This is a genomic window from Geothrix sp. 21YS21S-2, from assembly GCF_030846775.1.
Lineage (GTDB): Bacteria > Acidobacteriota > Holophagae > Holophagales > Holophagaceae > Mesoterricola.
Genome location: NZ_CP132910.1, coordinates 3995170 through 4011589, shown reverse-complemented (window position 1 = coordinate 4011589; position 16420 = coordinate 3995170). Strand labels below are relative to the sequence as shown.

Annotated in this window: 13 protein-coding genes; 7 read left to right on the top strand and 6 right to left on the bottom strand. The window is 69.2% G+C overall.

The genetic code is table 11. From position 1 onward, the window contains the following. Positions 1-4 precede the first annotated feature (4 nt). Positions 5-424 carry a rubrerythrin family protein gene (locus tag RAH40_RS17700; RefSeq protein WP_306598919.1) on the bottom strand — a complete coding sequence of 140 codons (420 nt, stop codon included), beginning with the start codon at positions 422-424 and terminating at the stop codon, positions 5-7. A 195-nt stretch (positions 425-619) separates the two neighbouring features. Here RAH40_RS17700 and RAH40_RS17695 point away from each other — a divergent pair, with 195 nt between their 5' ends. Next, the gene (locus RAH40_RS17695; protein WP_306598918.1) at positions 620-2146 is read left to right on the top strand and encodes a sigma 54-interacting transcriptional regulator; all 1527 of its coding nucleotides are present in this window, start codon (positions 620-622) and stop codon (positions 2144-2146) included. Here the strand turns inward: RAH40_RS17695 and RAH40_RS17690 are convergent. Then, entirely contained in the window at positions 2136-4244 is a 2109-nt protein-coding gene (locus tag RAH40_RS17690) for a S9 family peptidase (RefSeq protein ID WP_306598917.1), read from the bottom strand. The genes RAH40_RS17695 and RAH40_RS17690 overlap by 11 nt on opposite strands. 208 nt (positions 4245-4452) lie before the next feature. Here RAH40_RS17690 and RAH40_RS17685 point away from each other — a divergent pair, with 208 nt between their 5' ends. Continuing rightward, positions 4453-6504, top strand: coding sequence for a hypothetical protein (locus RAH40_RS17685; protein WP_306598916.1), 2052 nt, complete (start codon positions 4453-4455; stop codon positions 6502-6504). 30 nt (positions 6505-6534) lie between these two features. On the opposite strand, the gene RAH40_RS17680 is transcribed toward RAH40_RS17685, so the two are convergent. Continuing rightward, entirely contained in the window at positions 6535-7002 is a 468-nt protein-coding gene (locus RAH40_RS17680) for a hypothetical protein (RefSeq protein WP_306598915.1), read from the bottom strand. A gap of 93 nt (positions 7003-7095) precedes the next feature. Here RAH40_RS17680 and acs point away from each other — a divergent pair, with 93 nt between their 5' ends. Next, the gene (acs, locus tag RAH40_RS17675; RefSeq protein WP_306598914.1) at positions 7096-9066 is read left to right on the top strand and encodes an acetate--CoA ligase; all 1971 of its coding nucleotides are present in this window, start codon (positions 7096-7098) and stop codon (positions 9064-9066) included. A 3-nt stretch (positions 9067-9069) separates the two neighbouring features. Beyond that, positions 9070-10539: a glycerol kinase GlpK gene (glpK, locus tag RAH40_RS17670; protein ID WP_306598913.1), complete on the top strand. Its 1470-nt coding sequence runs from the start codon at positions 9070-9072 to the stop codon at positions 10537-10539. Positions 10540-10675: 136 nt separating this feature from the next. Here the strand turns inward: glpK and ltrA are convergent, their stop codons facing one another. Continuing rightward, complete coding sequence (gene ltrA / locus RAH40_RS17665; RefSeq protein ID WP_306597942.1) at positions 10676-11995, bottom strand: group II intron reverse transcriptase/maturase; 1320 nt, start codon at positions 11993-11995, stop codon at positions 10676-10678. Positions 11996-12895: 900 nt separating this feature from the next. On the opposite strand from ltrA, the gene RAH40_RS17660 reads away from it, so the two are divergent. Both RAH40_RS17660 and RAH40_RS17655 read left to right on the top strand, forming a co-directional pair. Further along, positions 12896-13114, top strand: a complete 219-nt coding sequence (locus RAH40_RS17660; RefSeq protein WP_306598912.1) for a hypothetical protein — start codon at positions 12896-12898, stop codon at positions 13112-13114. A gap of 92 nt (positions 13115-13206) precedes the next feature. Then, complete coding sequence (locus RAH40_RS17655; RefSeq protein ID WP_306598910.1) at positions 13207-13968, top strand: dioxygenase; 762 nt, start codon at positions 13207-13209, stop codon at positions 13966-13968. On the opposite strand, the gene cobB is transcribed toward RAH40_RS17655, so the two are convergent. Continuing rightward, positions 13965-14669, bottom strand: a complete 705-nt coding sequence (gene cobB / locus RAH40_RS17650; protein ID WP_306598909.1) for a Sir2 family NAD+-dependent deacetylase — start codon at positions 14667-14669, stop codon at positions 13965-13967. The two genes, RAH40_RS17655 and cobB, sit on opposite strands and share 4 nt — an antisense overlap. Before the next feature lie 75 nt (positions 14670-14744). On the opposite strand from cobB, the gene RAH40_RS17645 reads away from it, so the two are divergent. Next, positions 14745-15182 carry a thioredoxin family protein gene (locus tag RAH40_RS17645; RefSeq protein WP_306598908.1) on the top strand — a complete coding sequence of 146 codons (438 nt, stop codon included), beginning with the start codon at positions 14745-14747 and terminating at the stop codon, positions 15180-15182. Position 15183: 1 nt separating this feature from the next. Here the strand turns inward: RAH40_RS17645 and RAH40_RS17640 are convergent, their stop codons facing one another. Then, positions 15184-16296, bottom strand: a complete 1113-nt coding sequence (locus tag RAH40_RS17640; RefSeq protein ID WP_306598907.1) for an NADH:flavin oxidoreductase — start codon at positions 16294-16296, stop codon at positions 15184-15186. Positions 16297-16420: the final 124 nt, after the last annotated feature.

Here is a 16420-nt window from a genome sequence, read left to right as displayed (position 1 = left end):
GGGTCTAGCTGATGCTTTCGAGCATCTTCTGGAAGCGGCCCGCGTGGCTCTTCTCGGCCTTGGCGAGGGTCTCGAACCAGTCGGCGATCTCCTTGAAACCCTCTTCCCGGGCGGCCTTGGCCATGCCGGGGTACATGTCGGTGTATTCGTGCGTCTCGCCGGCGATGGCGGCCTTCAGGTTCAGGGCGGTGTCGCCGATGGGGAGGTCCGTGGCGGGGTCGCCGACGGCCTTGAGGTAGTCCAGGTGGCCGTGGGCGTGGCCGGTCTCGCCGTCCGCGGTCTCCTTGAAGTTGCCCGCCACTTCGGGGTAGCCCTCGATGTCGGCGACCTTGGCGAAGTAGAGGTAGCGGCGGTTGGCCTGGGACTCGCCCGCGAAGGCGGCCTTCAGGTTGGCGTGGGTCTTGGAGCCCTTGAGCGTTGTCATCGATCTCTCCTCAGGAACGGGGGCCACGGGCCCTCGACGTTCAAACCAAGGCAAGGCGGGTGCCACAAGTTTAAGTCCCCGGTAAACCTGGGGTAAGGGAATCGGGTGACCCGCGAGTGCACCGATATGTCGTTGATTTCACCGAAAATTTGGGTTTACACCGAAATGGCGGTAGACTTGCGCCGCGGAGGCGCCATGCCCAAAGGGACCCTCGATCTGGCCCAGGCCCTGAAGGAGCTGGCCCTGGTGGCGGGGCGGCTGCCCCAGGGGGAGACCTTCCTGGGCGCGGCCCTGGACGCGCTGGCGGCCATCGTGCCCTACGACCTGGCCGCGGTGCTGCGCCTGGAGAAGGGGCGCCTGCGGGTGGTCTGCGCCCGGGGACCCCTGGCGGGGGAGCCGGTGCGCGGCCACACCCTGGACCTGGCGCGCTTCCCCAGCATCGGCGAGGCCATGCGCTCGGGGCGCACCCGGGTCATGGACGCCCACGACCACGCCGAGGGGGACGGCGACCCCTACGACGGCGTGCTGGACCTGCCCCACGGCCACGCCTGCATGGTGGTGCCGCTTCTCGGCGGGGGCCGCATGCTGGGGGCCCTCACGTTCGACCGGGCCACGTGCGGCACCTTCGAGCCCTTCACCGTGAGCCTGGCCACCATCTACGGCCAGCTCATCGCGCTGACCTGGATGGCGCAGGAGCAGAGCGCGGATCAGCGGGTGCTCCTGGAGGCCGAGAACCGCCTCCTGCGCAGCGAGGTGGTGGGGGCCGACGACGCCGGGGCGCTCATGGAGCGCAGCCTGAACCCGGCGTTCCGCCAGCTGGCGGGCCTGGCCCGGCAGGTGGCGGCCTCCGAGACCGCCGTGCTCATCACGGGGGAGACGGGCACCGGCAAGGAAGTGATGGCCCGGGCCATCCACGGGTGGAGCCGGCGCTCTGAGCGCCCCTTCCTGCGCCTGAACTGCGCGGCGCTGCCTGAGCACCTGGTGGAGAGCGAGCTCTTCGGCCACACGCGCGGGGCCTTCAGCGGGGCCAGCCAGGCCCGGCCGGGGCGCTTCCAGGTGGCCGACGGCGGCACGCTGCTCCTGGACGAGATCGGCGACCTGCCGCTGCCCATGCAGTCCAAGCTCCTGCGGGTGCTCCAGGAGGGCACCTTCGAGCCGCTGGGCTCGGACCGCAGCGTGACGGTGGACGTGCGGATCCTGGCCGCCACCAACGTGGACCTGGAGCGGGCCGTGGCCGAGGGCCGCTTCCGGGCCGACCTCTACTACCGCCTCAACGTCTTCCCCCTGCGCCTGCCGCCCCTGCGGGAGCGCCGGGAGGACATCCTCCTGCTGGCCGAGGACTGGCTGTACCGCCAGGCCCGGCGCACCGGCCAGGGCCCCTGGCGCATCCCGCCCGGGGACGCCGCCCGCCTGGAGGCCCATGCCTGGACGGGCAACGTGCGCGAGCTGATCAACGTCCTGGAGCGGGCCACGATCCTCGCTCCCCAGGGGGACCTGGACCTGGGGGCCGCCCTGCGGTCCCCTGCGGCCGCGCCCCTTCCGGAACCCCAGGGGGAGGACCTGCAGAGCGTCGAGCGCAGCGCGATCCTCAAGGCCCTGCGCCAGTGCTCGGGCCGGGTCTACGGGGCCGGGGGCGCGGCCCTGCGGCTGGGGCTCAAGCCCACCACGCTGCAGAGCCGCATGAAGAAGCTGGGGATCGCGCGGACCACCCTTATTTCGTGATCCCCATCTGGCCCAGCATCCAGGCGTACTCGAAGGCCTTGTCCCGGAGCCGGTCGTAGCGGCCCGAGGCGCCGCCGTGGCCGCCGGGCTCCAGCTTCATCCTGAGCAGCAGCTCGTTGCCGTCGGTCTTCAGGGTGCGCAGCTTCGCCACGTACTTGGCCGGCTCCCAGAAGCCCACCTGGCTGTCGTTGAGGCTGCTGGTGACGAGGATGGCGGGGTAGGCCCCCTTCCGGAGGTTGTCGTAGGGGCTGTAGGACCGCATGTAGTCGTAGGCGGCCTTCTCGTTGGGGTTGCCCCACTCCAGGTACTCGCCCACGGTGAGGGGGAGGGTGGGGTCGAGCATGGTGTTCATGACGTCCACGAAGGGCACGGCGGAGTGCACGGCCTTGAAGAGGCCCGGGGCCAGGTTGGTGACGGCGCCCATGAGGAGCCCGCCGGCGCTGCCGCCCTCGATGACGAGGCGGTCGCTGGAGGTCCACTTCCCGGCCACCAGGCTCTGGGCGCAGTCGATGAAGTCCGTGAAGGTGTTCATCTTCTTCATGAGCATGCCGTCCCGGTGCCAGGCCTCGCCCAGCTCGTCGCCGCCGCGGATGTGGGCCAGGGCGAACACCACCCCGCGGTCCAGGAGGCTGACGCGGTTGGAGTCGAAGGTCGCGGGTGATCCGTAGCCGTAGGAGCCGTAGGCATACAGGTACATGGGCGCCTTGCCGTCGCGCTTGAGACCCTTGCGGTAGACGAGGCTCATGGGGACCTTCACGCCGTCCCTCGCGGTGGCCCAGACCCGCTCGGACTGGTAGAGGGAGGGATCGTAGCCGAGCACCTCCTGGCGCTTGAGCAGGGTCTTCTCCCGCTTCGCCATGTGGTAGTCGAACGTGGTGGCCGGGGTCACCTGGGACTGGTAGTGGAACCGGAACTGCACGGAGTCGTACTCGGGGGTGGAACCGCCGGAGGCGAAGTAGACCGCCTCGGGCTGCGTGATCTCGTGCCACTGCCCGGTGGCGAAGTCCAGCACGCGGAAGACCACCAGGCCCTCCCGCTTCTCGCGCACCACGGCGAAGCCCTTGAAGAGCTCCAGGCCCTCCACGTGCACGCCGTCGCGGGGGGCCACGAAGGTCTTCCAGTCCCTGGTGCCGGGATCCGTCACGGGGACGGTGACGATCCTGAAGTCCAGCGCGCCCTTGTTGGTGCGCAGGTAGAAGAGGCCCTCCCGGTGGTCCACGGCGTACTTGTGGCCCTTCTCCCGGGGCAGCAGGACCCGGAAGGCGGCCTTGGGATCGGCGGCGTCCAGGTAGCTGCACTCCCAGGTGTCGGTGCTGTCCACGCTCATGATCACGAACTTGCCGTCCTTGGTGCGGTACAGGCCCACGCGGTACAGCTCGTCCTTCTCCTCGTAGAGCCGGGTGGCCTTGCCGTCCAGACCCATGCGCCAGACCGTGTCGCTGCGCTTGGTGACGGGGTCCTCGGTGGTGAAGTAGAAGGTGCGGTTGTCGGCGGCCCACTCCACGGAGGTGACCCGCTGGGCGGTGGGGGCCAGCACCTTGCCTTCCCGGAGGTCCTTGACGTGGAGGTCGTACTGGCGGTAGCCGGTGGTGTCGGTGCAGTAGATGAGCAGGTTCCCGTCGTCGCTCACGGAGACGTCGGCCACGCCCAGGAAGGCCAGCCCCTTGGCCATCTCGTTGAGGTCCAGGAGCACCTCCTCGGGGGCGGCGGCGTCGAAGGCCATGCCGGGGCCCGCGGCCTTGCGGCAGTGCACCTGGTACTGCTTGCCCTCCTCGGTGCGGGTGTAGTAGTAGAACCGGCCCCGGCGCACCGGCACCGACAGGTCGGTCTGCTTGATGCGGCCCAGCATCTCCTTGTAGAGGGTCTCCCGCAGCGGCTTCAGGCCTGCGGTGAGGGTTTCCGTGTAGGCGTTCTCCGCCTCCAGGTACCTGATCACCTCGGGGTTCGCCTTGTTCCGCAGCCAGGCGTAGGGATCGGAAACGGATTCGCCGAAGCGCACGTCCACATGGGGGATGGTGGGGGCGACCGGCGCGGCGGCCCTCACCTGGGCAGCGGTCACGAGCGCCAGCGCGATCAAGGGGAACCGGAACAACTTCATGATGGCCTCCAGGTGGCAGGATGCCTCACTTCGTGAGGCAACGTCAAACCAAGAATTAACAAACTATTCATACTTTTGCTTTGACAGGCTCAGCCGGCAGCCCCATAGTTTGGCACCTTCCTTCTGCCCGGACATGCCCCCTCCCCTCCTGCTTCGCCTTCTGACCCCCCGCCGGATCTTCACGGCGGCTTGCGGGTTGGCGGGCCTGATGGGGTTGCTGCTGGGCCTCGCCATCCGGCGGGTCCAGCAGGAGACCCGGGCCCTCCAGGCCCTGGCCGTGGCCGCAGGCCAGGCGGGGGCAAGGCGCACCGCCCAGGCCATCGACGAGGAGCTCGCCAGTCTGGCGCAGGTGGCCCACGGCCTGGTGACGGATCTGCAAGACGGCCGGCTCGCCCCGGAGGCGATCGGGGCGAGGCTTGGCCCGGCCCTGGACCAGGCGCCGCCCAGCATCGCCCGGATGGGCGTGCTGTTCCAGCCCGGCGCACGGGGCGGGGAACCGGCCCGGTTCGCCCCCTATGCTGCCCGCGACCATGGCCCGCTGCGGGTCTACGACTACGGGCGCCAGGGGGACTACACCCTCAAACCATGGTTCAAGCCGGACCAGGGCGGGCCCGCCTGGACGGAACCCCACCGGTCCACCGACGGCAAGGCCTTTCTGGTGGATTACCTCGAACCGTTCCGCCTGCCCGGGGCCGCCGCCCCCTCGGGCCTGGTGCGCCTGGAGGTGTCCCTGGCCCACCTGCAGAAACGGCTCCAGGACCTGGGCATGGGTCACGAGGGGTACGCCTTCCTCCTGTCGGCCCGCACGGCCTTCATCGCCTTCCCATTGCCCGAACGGGTGAGGGAGGGCAGGACCTTGGCGGCCTTGGCCAAGGAGAGGGGGGACCCGGCCCAGGCCTACCTGGCGGAGTGCGCGCTCAAGGGGCGCGCCGGCCATGCCGAAACCCTCGCCCTGGCCACGGGGCAGGACGGGATCACGTTCCTGGAACCGGTCCCATCCGCCGGGTGGTCGGCCTGCGTGCTTCTCTTCAAGGACGACCTGAAGCTCGCGCCCTCCGACCTGAACAGGCAGGTGCTGCGCATCGTGACCCTGGCCGTCGCCCTGGCGTGGGTGCTCCTGTTCCTGGCCTTCAAGGGTCCATGGCTGGCGCCGTGGAGCCTCTGGTGGACGGTGGCCCTGGGCTCCCTGGCGGTGGCCGCCGGCATCGGGGTGCTGTTCCGGTTCGCCTACGCGACGCCCCCGCCCCCCCCGGACAACGAGATCCAGATGATGGATCCCTTGAGCCTGGAACGGTTCAAGGCGAGCCACGGCTCGCTGATGGCGGGCCTCGACGCGGTGAAGGCCGAGTTCGTCCCGACGGGGGTCCTCCTGCAGACCCTGGAGATCACCGGTCCCAGCCAGGTGAAGATCACGGGCATGGTCTGGCAGCGCCTGCCCAAGGGCACGCCCAGGGAGCAGCGCGGGGTCACCCTGCCGGAGGCCCTGGCCGGGGACATCAGCGTGGGCGCCGAGAAGGAGGAGAAGGACTGGGTCGTCCAGTTCTATCCGTTCCGGGTCACGGTGGAGCCGGACCTGGACAGCACCCGGATCTACCCCTTCGACCGCATCCGGGCCAGGCTGCGCATCTGGCCCAAGGCCATCCACGGCAACCAGATCCTGGTGCCGGACCTGGCCAGCTATCCGGTCCTGGCCTTCGGGAACGGCCCGGGCATGGACCCGGAATTGAGCCTGCCGGGCTGGGACGTGGAGGGCAACGAATTCGTCTACCTCCTGGAAAACTACAACACCCGCCTGGGGGCCGAAGGCTTCCTGAGGGAACGGCAGTCGCCCGAACTGGTGATGTCCGTCCGGATGCGCCGGCAGTGGCTGGGGCCTTGCATCATGGTGTTCCTGCCCCTGCTTGCGGTGGCGGGACTCCTGTTCACGATGACCCTCACGGTCGGCCGGGACGGGCCCTGGACCAGGGCCACCGGCTACAGCTACCTGAACTTCCTGCGCACCACCATCGCCCTGTTCTTCTCCCTGGTGGTGTCCCAGTTCAACATCCGCAACCGCATCGTGGCCAGCGGGGTGCTGAACCTCGAATGGTACTATTTCATCCTGTACGCCTTCATCCTCCTGGTCTCCGCGGATGCCCTGGCCTACGCCCGCGGCAGCGGCCACGGGCTCCGGGCCGGCGACAACGCCTGGGTCAAGCGGGCGTTCTGGCCGGTCCTGATGGCCTCCTATTTCGCGGTCACCACGCTGTTCGTCCTATAGGAGCCTGTCTACGTAATAGGAGGCAGGCTCCTATAGATCCCCGGCCAGGGCCTCGTCGCCGAGGTCAGGGTCCACGGCAGCCCACCGGGCCCGGGCCTGGAAGGCGGGATCCTCCAGGCGGGCCAGGAAGGCCACCATGCGCTTGCCCCACCCCGTGGCCGCTGCGCTGCCGGGCGGCGTGAAGGGCAGGAGGTCGGCAGGCGCCTCCTCGAGACACAACTGAACCAAAATAAGGAGTTGCTGGAAGCTTCCGCCCACCGGGAGCAGGTTGGCGGAGAGGGTGTCCAGGGTCTCGGCAAGGGGGCCTTCGGTCTGGGCGGCCAGGCCGTCCAGGACCTCCGAGGCCTGGTGGCAGGCGAGGGTGAGCTTCTGGTGGAGCCGCTCCAGGTCCCTGGGACCGGCCCCGGTGGCCAGGGCGTGGGCCACGTCCTCCAGGTGGGGGTGCAGTTTCTTGAAGAGCAGTTGAAGGGCCTGTTCGGCGGGGGCGGGATTCTCCATGGCCGAAGTTTGAATGACTTCAACATGTCTTGGGTGGAAAAAGTGATATACGATGTTCCACCACCCAGCCTCCCCCCCCATCCAGGAGACATCATGGCTCAGCTCCCCGAAGGCGAGTCCCATCCCTCCCATGAGATGTATCCCCCGTCCGAGGCCATGAAGGGGCGCGCCCACCTCGGATCGATGGCCGAGTACCAGAAGATGTACGACCGCAGCATCCAGGATCCCGAAGGCTTCTGGGAGGAGCAGGCCCGCAAGGAGATCGACTGGTTCCATCCCTTCGGCAAGGTCCGGGAGTTCGACTGGGAGTGGGGCCAGGCCCAGTGGTTCCTCAACGGCCGGCTCAACGTGTGCCACAACTGCGTGGACCGCCACGCCTCCACCCGCGGGTCCCAGACGGCCATCATCTGGGAGTCCGACACCCCGGGCGAGGGCCGCAGCATCGACTACCGCGAACTGCAGCGCGAGGTGTGCCGGCTGGCCAACGTCCTTCGCCACCACGGCATCAAGAAGGGCGACCGGGTCGCGATCTACATGCCCATGATCCCCGAGGCGGCCTACGCCATGCTGGCCTGCGCCCGCATCGGGGCCGTGCACAACGTGGTATTCGCCGGGTTCTCCGCGGAGAGCCTGCGCGACCGCATCAACGACGCCCGCTGCAAGGCCGTCATCACCGCCGACGAGGGCCTGCGGGGCGGCAAGATCATCCCCCTCAAGCGCACGGTGGACGAGGCCGTCATGGCCTGCCCCACGGTGAAGTTCGTCTTCATCGCCCAGCGCACCGGCAACAAGATCCCCTTCTACCCCCAGCGCGACGTGTGGCTCCGGCCCGCCATGGACAACGAGCGGCCCTTCTGCCCCATCGAGCACATGGACAGCGAGGACACGCTCTTCCTCCTCTACACCTCCGGCAGCACCGGCAAGCCCAAGGGGGTGGCCCACACCACGGGCGGCTACCTCCTGCACGCCGCGCTCTCCCACCGGTACGTCTTCGACTACCACCCCGGCGACGTCTACGCCTGCGTGGCCGACATCGGCTGGATCACGGGGCACACCTACGTGCTCTACGGCCCCCTGTGCAACGGGGCCACGACGGTGCTCTTCGAGTCCATCCCCAACTTCCCCGACGCGGGCCGGTACTGGGACATGGTGGAGCGCCTGGGCATCACCCAGTTCTACACGTCCCCCACCGCCATCCGCGCCGTGGCGCGCGAGGGCAGGACCTTCGTGGACAAGTACGACCGGTCCAGCCTGCGCATCCTGGGCAGCGTGGGCGAGCCCATCAACCCCGAGGCCTGGCGCTGGTACTACGAGGTGGTCGGCGAGAGCCGCTGCCCGGTGGTGGACACCTGGTGGCAGACGGAGACCGGCGGGATCATGATCAGCCCGATGCCGGGGTGCACGCCCCTGAAGCCGGGCTCGGCCACCCTGCCCTTCTTCGGGGTGGACCCGGTGGTCCTCGACGAGACGGGCAAGGAGATCCTGGGCAACGGCGTCTCGGGGCTCCTGGCCATCCGCAGCCCCTGGCCCGGCATGGCCCGCACCATCCAGAGCGATCACCAGCGTTTCGTGCAGACGTACCTGAGGCCCTTCCTGGGCTACTACATCACCGGCGACGGCTGCCGCCGGGACGAGGACGGCTACTACTGGATCACCGGCCGCGTGGACGACGTCATCAACGTCTCCGGCCACCGCATGGGCACCGCCGAGGTGGAGAGCGCCCTGGTGACCCACCCCGCCTGCGCCGAGGCCGCCGTGGTGGGCTACCCCCACGACATCAAGGGCCAGGGCATCTTCGCCTACGTCATCCTCACCGCGGGCTGGGAGGAATCCCAGGAACTCATCGGCGAGCTCAAGAACGAGGTGCGCCACCACATCGGCCCCTTCGCGACCCCCGACATCATCTGCATCACGCCCGGGCTCCCCAAGACCCGGTCCGGCAAGATCATGCGCCGCATCCTGCGCAAGATCGCGTCGGAGGAGTACGCCGAGCTGGGCGACATCACCACCCTGGCCGACCCCACCGTGGTGGAGGACCTCATCGTCAAGCGGAAGTCGCTCTGATCCATGGCCTGCATCCTCGCCCTGGACCAGGGCACCACCAGCAGCCGCGCGCTCCTCTTCGACGAGGGGGGCGCGGTGCTGGGGGTGGCCCAGAAGGAATTCACGCAGTTCTTCCCCGAACCCGGCCGGGTCGAGCACGACGCCCTGGAGATCTGGGCCTCGCAGCTTGACGTGGCCCGGGAGGTCCTGGCCCGGGCCGGGAATCCGGACGTCGCCGCCATCGGCATCACCAACCAGCGGGAGACCACGGTCCTGTGGGACCGGGCCACGGGGGTGCCCCTGGCGAAGGCCATCGTCTGGCAGGACCGGCGCACCGCCGGCATCTGCGAGGAGCTGAAGGCCCAGGGCCTCGCCCACTTCTTCCAGGAGCGCACGGGCCTCGTGCTGGACGCCTATTTCTCCGGCACGAAGCTCCAGTGGCTGCTGGACACGGTCCCCGGCGCCCGGGAGCGGGCCGGACGGGGTGAGCTGGCCTTCGGCACCGTCGACACCTGGCTCACCTGGAAGCTCACCGGCGCCCACGTCACCGATCCCAGCAACGCGTCCCGCACCCTCCTCTTCAACATCCACACCGGCGCCTGGGACGAGGAGCTCCTGGCGGTCCTGCGGATCCCCCGGGAGGTGCTGCCCCGGGTCGTGGACTCCAGCGGCGTCGTGGGCACCACCAGCCTCCTGGGAGGCTCCATCCCCGTGGCCGGCATCGCCGGGGACCAGCAGGCCGCCACCTTCGGCCAGGCCTGCCTGGCGCCCGGCATGGCCAAGAACACCTACGGCACCGGCTGCTTCCTCCTCCTCAACACCGGCGACCGCCCCACCACCAGCCGGAACCGCCTGCTCACCACCACCCTCTGGAAGCTGGGGGACCGCACGTCCTACGCCCTGGAAGGCAGCGTCTTCATGGCCGGGGCCGCCGTGCAGTGGCTGCGGGACGGCCTGGGGATCATCGCCTCGTCGGCCGAGGTGGAGCCCCTGGCGCGCAGCGTGCCCGGCAACGGCGGCGTCTACCACGTGCCCGCCTTCGTCGGTCTGGGCGCGCCCTGGTGGGACGCCGGCGCCCGGGGGGCCTTCTTCGGGCTGACCCGCGGCAGCGGCCGGGGACACATCGCCCGGGCCGTGCTCGAGTCCATCGCCTACCAGACCGCCGACGTCATCGGCGCCATGGAGGCGGATTCCGGCATCCGGCTCACGGAGCTGAGGGTGGACGGCGGAGCTTCGCGCAACGACCTGCTCATGCAGTTCCAGGCCGACATCCTCGACGTGGCCGTGGTGCGGCCCCAGGTCACCGAGACCACCGCCCTGGGCGCGGCCTACCTGGCCGGCCTCGCCGTGGGCTTCTGGAAGGACTCCGGCCAGATCTCGGAGAACTGGCGTCCAGGGGCCCGTTTCGAACCGGCCATGGCCGCCGCGGAGCGCTCGGCCCTCCTGGGCGAGTGGCGCAAGGCCGTGGAGCGCACCCGGGGCTGGGAGTCCTAGGGTGTGCTTCCCGTCCGAGGAATAGGCCGCAACGGCAGGGATCTGCCTGACCGATCTCAGTCGGGTAGGCCGGGGAGCTTGCGCCCCCGGCCCCCCTCAGATCCGGACGTGCGGGACTACCGCATCCGGCTCCTCGTCACGGTCGCTGAGGACGTAGTTTCGATGCGTAACTGATGGCTGGGGCCAGTGGGAACCGAGCCAGAAGCTTGTTCATGCGATCCCAGGTCATGCGGGCCCGCTGGGACCTCCGGTTGAGCCATCCACGCCACCTTCGCCCAACTTCATAGCGGAAGTGCGCCAGGGCCCTGGAGTTCCCCGTGATCCCGTAATACCTGAAGTGACCGACCAGTTTCTGGTTGATCGTCCGCCATTGCTCGCGCACCGGGAGGTGGCGGTGTTTGGCCATCCACTCCCCGATCTTCGTGAGCGCCCGACTCATCCGGCTCTTCGCGGTCTTCCGCTTCACCACCCACCGGCCGTTCTTGGCCGTGGCCCAGTAGTGGGTGAATCCCAGGAAGTCGAAGTGGCCTGGTCCCCCATTGGGGTCCCTGGGCTCCCTCGGCTTCCAGAACTCCACCAGCCGGGTCTTATCCGGGTGGATCGTCAGGCCATACCGCTCGAACCGCTTGGGCAGGACTTCCATAACCCGCTTGGCATCCTCCTCCTGGGCAAAGCCCATCACGAAGTCGTCCGCGTAGCGCACCAGGAAGGCCCGACCCCGGAGTCGGGGCTTGACCTCCCTTTCAAACCACACGTCCAGCACCTCGTGGAGGTAGATGTTGGCGAGCATCGGACTGACCACCCCGCCCTGGGGCGAGCCGGTTTCCGGGTGCGTGATGCATCCTTTCTCCAGCACGCCCGCGTTGAGCCATTTGCCGATCAGGCGCCTCAGAACGCCGTCCTTCATCCGCAGGTCAAGGATTTCCCGCAGCTTCCCGTGGTCCAAAGTATCGAAATACTTACGGATATCCACGTCAAGCACCCAGCCTCCCCCCATGTCCATCAACCCCTGCCAAATCGCCTCCAGCGCCATGTGCGCGGAGCGCCCGGGCCTGAACCCGTAGGAGCAGTCCAGGAAGTCCTGCTCATAGAGCGGTTCCATCACCATCACCACGGCCCTTTGCAGGACCTTGTCTTCGAAGGCGGGAATGCCCAGGGGGCGTTGGCTGCCATCCCCTTTCGGGATGTAGGTTCTCCGGACTGGAGGGGCCTTGTAGGTGTCGCCGTTCTTAGCCCGGTTCAGGAGGCTCTGGAGGTTGGACTCCAGGTTTTCCCCGTATTCCTTGCCCGTCACGCCGTCCACCCCGGTCGCCCCATCCTTGCGGGTGCGCCCGAAGGCTTCCTTCATCCAGTCCAGGTCCATGTGGTAGGCCAAGGAGGTGAAAGCCACCTCCGGGTGGATCCTGGCCAGTTCTGCGATCCGTTGTTGTTTCGTGGAGACGCTGTTGGATGTCATTGCACCCATTATCTTTCCCTTCAACGGTTCCGTGATCCGGCAGCTCCTTGGCTCCAGCGGGTCCCGGCGGCCCGGTTCCCCGCGATCATCGCTACTATGAGCTGCTCCGACTTCCGGCCACCCCTCCCGCGCTCCTTCGTTTCCTTCAGTTTGCGGTACCGCCCTGTGCCGGCTGTTCGCTCCCGCCGGGGGCGGCACCCCCCGGCGAGCCTGGGTTCGTTTTACGTGGCTTCCCTCACCACTGGGTTGTTGGCGGAGATGGCTGGATCTCCCAGGTTCCTGGGGAACCCCTGTGCACGTGCCCTGCTCTATGACCCCGGTGGGACCCTACGGTCAGGCCCTTGCGACCTTCGGGTGCTGTCTTCCGATCGGAGAACGGCGTCGACTCCCACGGTTGGATGCTTTCGGGGCTCCATCACACGGCCCATGCACTCCCTGTCTACGCTTCACGAGGTCGGTCGCCCTTCCCCACGCAAGACTCGGTTCCGGCTGCTGGCCAGCTTTGCCGGGCGGGGCTTGCTGCCTCCCCGCTGGGCTCCATTGCGAGGTTTCAGTCTGTCTTAGGTCATCCATCCTCCTCGCCCAGGCTTGGCCTGGCGCACTCCCCGTCTATCCCTGTGCATCCCCGGCTGATTCCTGCCGGAGTGGGTCCAGGCGAGTGGCCCATTCGCCCTACCCCGGCTGCAATAAGCGATTGAATTTGCCAGGGATGGAGGGTGATGTGAAAGGGATGACGGCCTCTTTGGCTCGATGGCGGCGGCGTCCGGGCCGGACGTGAGGGTGGGCGCCGGGTTGGGCCGCTTCCCGGAAAGGGGCGGGTTCGCCCCGTGGGCAAAGCCCTTGCGCGAATGAATTAATAATATATATTTCCTTCCATCCATCGTGAAGGATTCATAACCGATGCCCCCCACCCCCGGCCCCAACCTCCCCAAGTCCAAGATTCCCCCCTGGGAGCGCCGTCGCGGGCCGCAGACATGGAAGTGGAACGGCGAACGCCGGGGCGACCCCCGCCTGCCGCGCCTGGAGAGGTCCCTGGAGGCGAGCCCCGGACGCATCCTCGTCTATGCCGTGGCGGGGGCCCTCATCGGGGTCGGGATCCTGTTCCTGGCGTTGCACTGATTTTCATTGCGCCGGAGGAGGCCGGAGCGTAGATTGGTGTTTGAACATCTAATTCGGGCGGAGCGGTCTCCGTCCCCCGAGGTTCAAACGCCATGCGCACCCAGCCTGTCCTCTTCGTCTCCCACGGCTCCCCCATGCTCGCCCTGGGGGACTCCGCCTATGCCCGGGCCCTGGGCGCGTTCGCGGCAGGCCTGCCGGAGCGGCCCCGGGCGGTCCTGGTGGTCTCGGCGCACTGGCAGACCCCGGACCTGCGGGTGACCTCCAGCCGAAGGCCCGGGGTGCTCCACGACTTCGGCGGATTCCCACGGGAGCTCTACGCCCTGGACTACCCCGCCCCGGGCGACCTGGACCTCGCGGCCCGGGCGGCCGCGGCCCTGGGCGCGGAGGCCGACCCCCTGCGCCCCCTGGACCACGGGGCCTGGGCGGTGCTGCGCCACCTGTTCCCCGGGGCCGACGTCCCGGTGGTCCAGGTGAGCCTGCCGCGCGCCGCCCCGCCGGACCTCGTGGCCCTGGGCGAGGCCCTGCGCGCCTTCCGGGAGGAGGGGATCCTGATCCTGGCCAGCGGCGGGCTGGTGCACAACCTGAGCCTGGTGGACTGGGCCGCTCCCGATGGGCAGGCGGAAACCTGGGCCCTGGATGCCGAGCGCTGGTTCCTGGAGCGGCTCGGGGACGGCCGCCGGGAGGAGCTGCTGGACCACCGCCGGGCCTGGCCCCAGAGCCGGAGGGCCGCCGCCACGACGGAGCACCTGGATCCGCTCTTCGTGGCCATGGGCGCCGCGGACGGGCCCGTGCGCACCGTCTTCGACGGGTGGCAGCTGGCGACGATGAGCCTGAGGTGCCTGGCCTGGGGCTAGCCCAGCAGCTCCTCCACCAGGGCCGGCACCAGCACGGTGGCCGCCCCCTGGCGCTGCTCGAGGAACCTCGAGCTGACGCTGGAGGCCTCCAGGTTCAGTTCCAGGGTGTGGGTCCAGGCCGGAACCTGCTCCACGAAGCCCGCGGCCGGGTATACGTTGCCGGAGGTGCCCACGGCCACGAACAGGCCGCAGCGCGCCAGGGCCTCCCCGATCCGCTCCATCTCGAGGGGCATCTCGCCGAACCAGACGATGTGGGGGCGCATCGCGCCGCTGCGCCCGCAGGCGGGGCACGGGGTCTCCACGGTGGTCTCCCCTTCCCAGGGGTGGACCCTGGCGCAGCGCGCGCAGCGCACCTTCAGAAGCTCCCCGTGCATGTGGATGAGGTTCCGGCTGCCGGCGCGGTCATGGAGGTCGTCCACGTTCTGGGTGACCACGAGCACCTCGGAGGGCCACTCCCTTTCCAGGCGCGCCAGGGCGGCGTGGGCGGCGTTGGGCTGCGCCTCCTTCAGCTGGGCGCGGCGCTGGTTGTAGAACGCGTGCACCAGCGCCGGGTCCCGTTGGAAGGCCTCGGGCGTCGCCACGTCCTCCACCCGGTGGTTCTCCCAGAGCCCGCCGGCGTCCCGGAAGGTCTTCAGGCCGCTCTCGGCGGAGATGCCGGCACCGGTGAGGATGACGATGGACGACCGCGGCGATGGGCGCATGGGGACTCCGGAGGATGCCCCATTGTCCACCGGACGGGGGATGGGGGATAATCCCGGGATCCCCTGGAGCCGTCCATGCGCATCCTCACGCTCTGCCTCGCCCTCCTGCTCCCCGCCGCCGCCCAGGAGCCGGCCTGGCTCACCGACCTGGCCCAGGCCAAGGCCGCGGCCGTGGCCCAGAACAAGAAGATCCTGGCGGATTTCACGGGCTCGGGCTGGTGCCCCTACTGCGTCCTGCTCGACAAGGAGGTGTTCTCCACCCCGGCCTTCCCGGGCCTGGCCAGGGACTACGTCCTGCTCAAGCTGGACTACCCGCGCATGAGCGGGCGCACCCCGGAGCGGATCGCCGCCGATCCCGCCCTCAAGGCCCTCATGGCGCTCAAGGAGCAGTACCGGATCTCGGGCTTCCCCACGGTCCTCGTGCTGTCGGGGACGGGAGAGGAGCTGGCGAGGCACCAGGGCTACGCCACGGGACAGGGACCCGCGGCCTACATGGCCAGCCTGCGCAAGTAGGTCAGAGGGCCTTGTTCACGGCGCAGTGGATGGAGCCCTTGCGGATGGAGGCGAAGCAGGACAGGCATTCCAGGCACGGCTCGATCTCCGCGTCCCGGCCCGCCAGGAGCTTCTCCGCCACGCGGAAGTCGGCGATGAGGGGCCGGGCCAGGGCCACCAGGTCGGCCTGGCCCGCGTCCAGGACGCGCTGGGCGAGACCGGGGCCGGAGAGCTTGCCCACGGTGATGACGGGAATCCCCACCGCCTGGCGGATGCGCCTGGCGGAGGCGGCGTAGGAGCCCCCGGGGGAGCCCTTGGGGGGCACGGAGCTGGTGTTGAGGAAGGGCTGGCCCTCCCAGTCGCCCAGGCTGGACTGGCCGATGCCGGAGGCGTCGATGACGTCCACGCCCGCGGCCTCCAGGGCCTGGGCGAAACGGACGGCCTCGTCCGTGCCGAGCCCGCCCTCCACGTTCTCCACGCTGTGCATGCGGCAGAAGACGAGGCAGTCGGGGCCCACGGCGAGGCGCACGGCCCTGGCCACCTCGATGCCCAGGCGGAAGCGGTTCTCCTCGCTCCCCCCCCACCGGTCGGTGCGGTGGTTGGTGCGGGGCGACAGGAACTGGGAGAGGAGGTAGTAGTGGGCGGCGTGGATCTCCACGCCGTCGAACCCGGCGCGCCGGGCCCGGGCGGCGCCCTCGGCGAAGGCGCGGATGACGTCCTGGATCTCGGCCTCGGTCATCTCCCGGGGCGCGGGTCCGGGCAGGAGGGCCACGGGGGAGGGCGCGATGCGCTCCGCGGCCGGGTCGGCCCGCACGGAGCGGCCTCCGCCGTGGACGAGCTGGAGGACCGCGGCGGCCCCTCCGGCCTGGATGGCCCCGGCGATGGCGGCGAGGCCGGGGATCTGGGCATCCTCCCAGACGCCCAGGTTCCGGGGCAGGATGATGGCGTCGGGCAGGATGGCGGTCGCTTCGACGATGACCAGGCCCACGCTCGAACGTGCGTGCTGCCGGTACCACTCGACCTGGGCCTCGGTGGCCCGGTGGCCCTCGGCCATGCCGGTGGCCATGGGGGCCATTACCAGCCGGTTGCCCAGGCGGAGGCCTTTGTATTGGAATGGATCGGTTAGCACGGGCATGGACGACCTCGACAAGGGGGAACCTCCATTTCACCATGGCCCACGGGGAAACTTTCAGGAGTTTCCCATCGACTATTATGAGATTGCGTCTAGCATCGGGGTCACTTCCCAACAAAGGAGCTGA

Bases quoted from the DNA above. Each gene is read 5' to 3' on its own strand.
- RAH40_RS17685 (WP_306598916.1), top strand. From the start codon at position 4,453: ATGGGGTTGCTGCTGGGCCTCGCCATCCGGCGGGTCCAGCAGGAGACC.
- glpK (WP_306598913.1), top strand. From the start codon at position 9,070: ATGGCCTGCATCCTCGCCCTGGACCAGGGCACCACCAGCAGCCGCGCG.
- RAH40_RS17640 (WP_306598907.1), bottom strand. From the start codon at position 16,296: ATGCCCGTGCTAACCGATCCATTCCAATACAAAGGCCTCCGCCTGGGC.
- RAH40_RS17695 (WP_306598918.1), top strand. From the start codon at position 620: ATGCCCAAAGGGACCCTCGATCTGGCCCAGGCCCTGAAGGAGCTGGCC.
- acs (WP_306598914.1), top strand. From the start codon at position 7,096: ATGGCTCAGCTCCCCGAAGGCGAGTCCCATCCCTCCCATGAGATGTAT.
- RAH40_RS17645 (WP_306598908.1), top strand. From the start codon at position 14,745: ATGCGCATCCTCACGCTCTGCCTCGCCCTCCTGCTCCCCGCCGCCGCC.
- RAH40_RS17680 (WP_306598915.1), bottom strand. From the start codon at position 7,002: ATGGAGAATCCCGCCCCCGCCGAACAGGCCCTTCAACTGCTCTTCAAG.
- cobB (WP_306598909.1), bottom strand. From the start codon at position 14,669: ATGCGCCCATCGCCGCGGTCGTCCATCGTCATCCTCACCGGTGCCGGC.
- ltrA (WP_306597942.1), bottom strand. From the start codon at position 11,995: ATGACATCCAACAGCGTCTCCACGAAACAACAACGGATCGCAGAACTG.
- RAH40_RS17700 (WP_306598919.1), bottom strand. From the start codon at position 424: ATGACAACGCTCAAGGGCTCCAAGACCCACGCCAACCTGAAGGCCGCC.
- RAH40_RS17660 (WP_306598912.1), top strand. From the start codon at position 12,896: ATGCCCCCCACCCCCGGCCCCAACCTCCCCAAGTCCAAGATTCCCCCC.
- RAH40_RS17690 (WP_306598917.1), bottom strand. From the start codon at position 4,244: ATGAAGTTGTTCCGGTTCCCCTTGATCGCGCTGGCGCTCGTGACCGCT.
- RAH40_RS17655 (WP_306598910.1), top strand. From the start codon at position 13,207: ATGCGCACCCAGCCTGTCCTCTTCGTCTCCCACGGCTCCCCCATGCTC.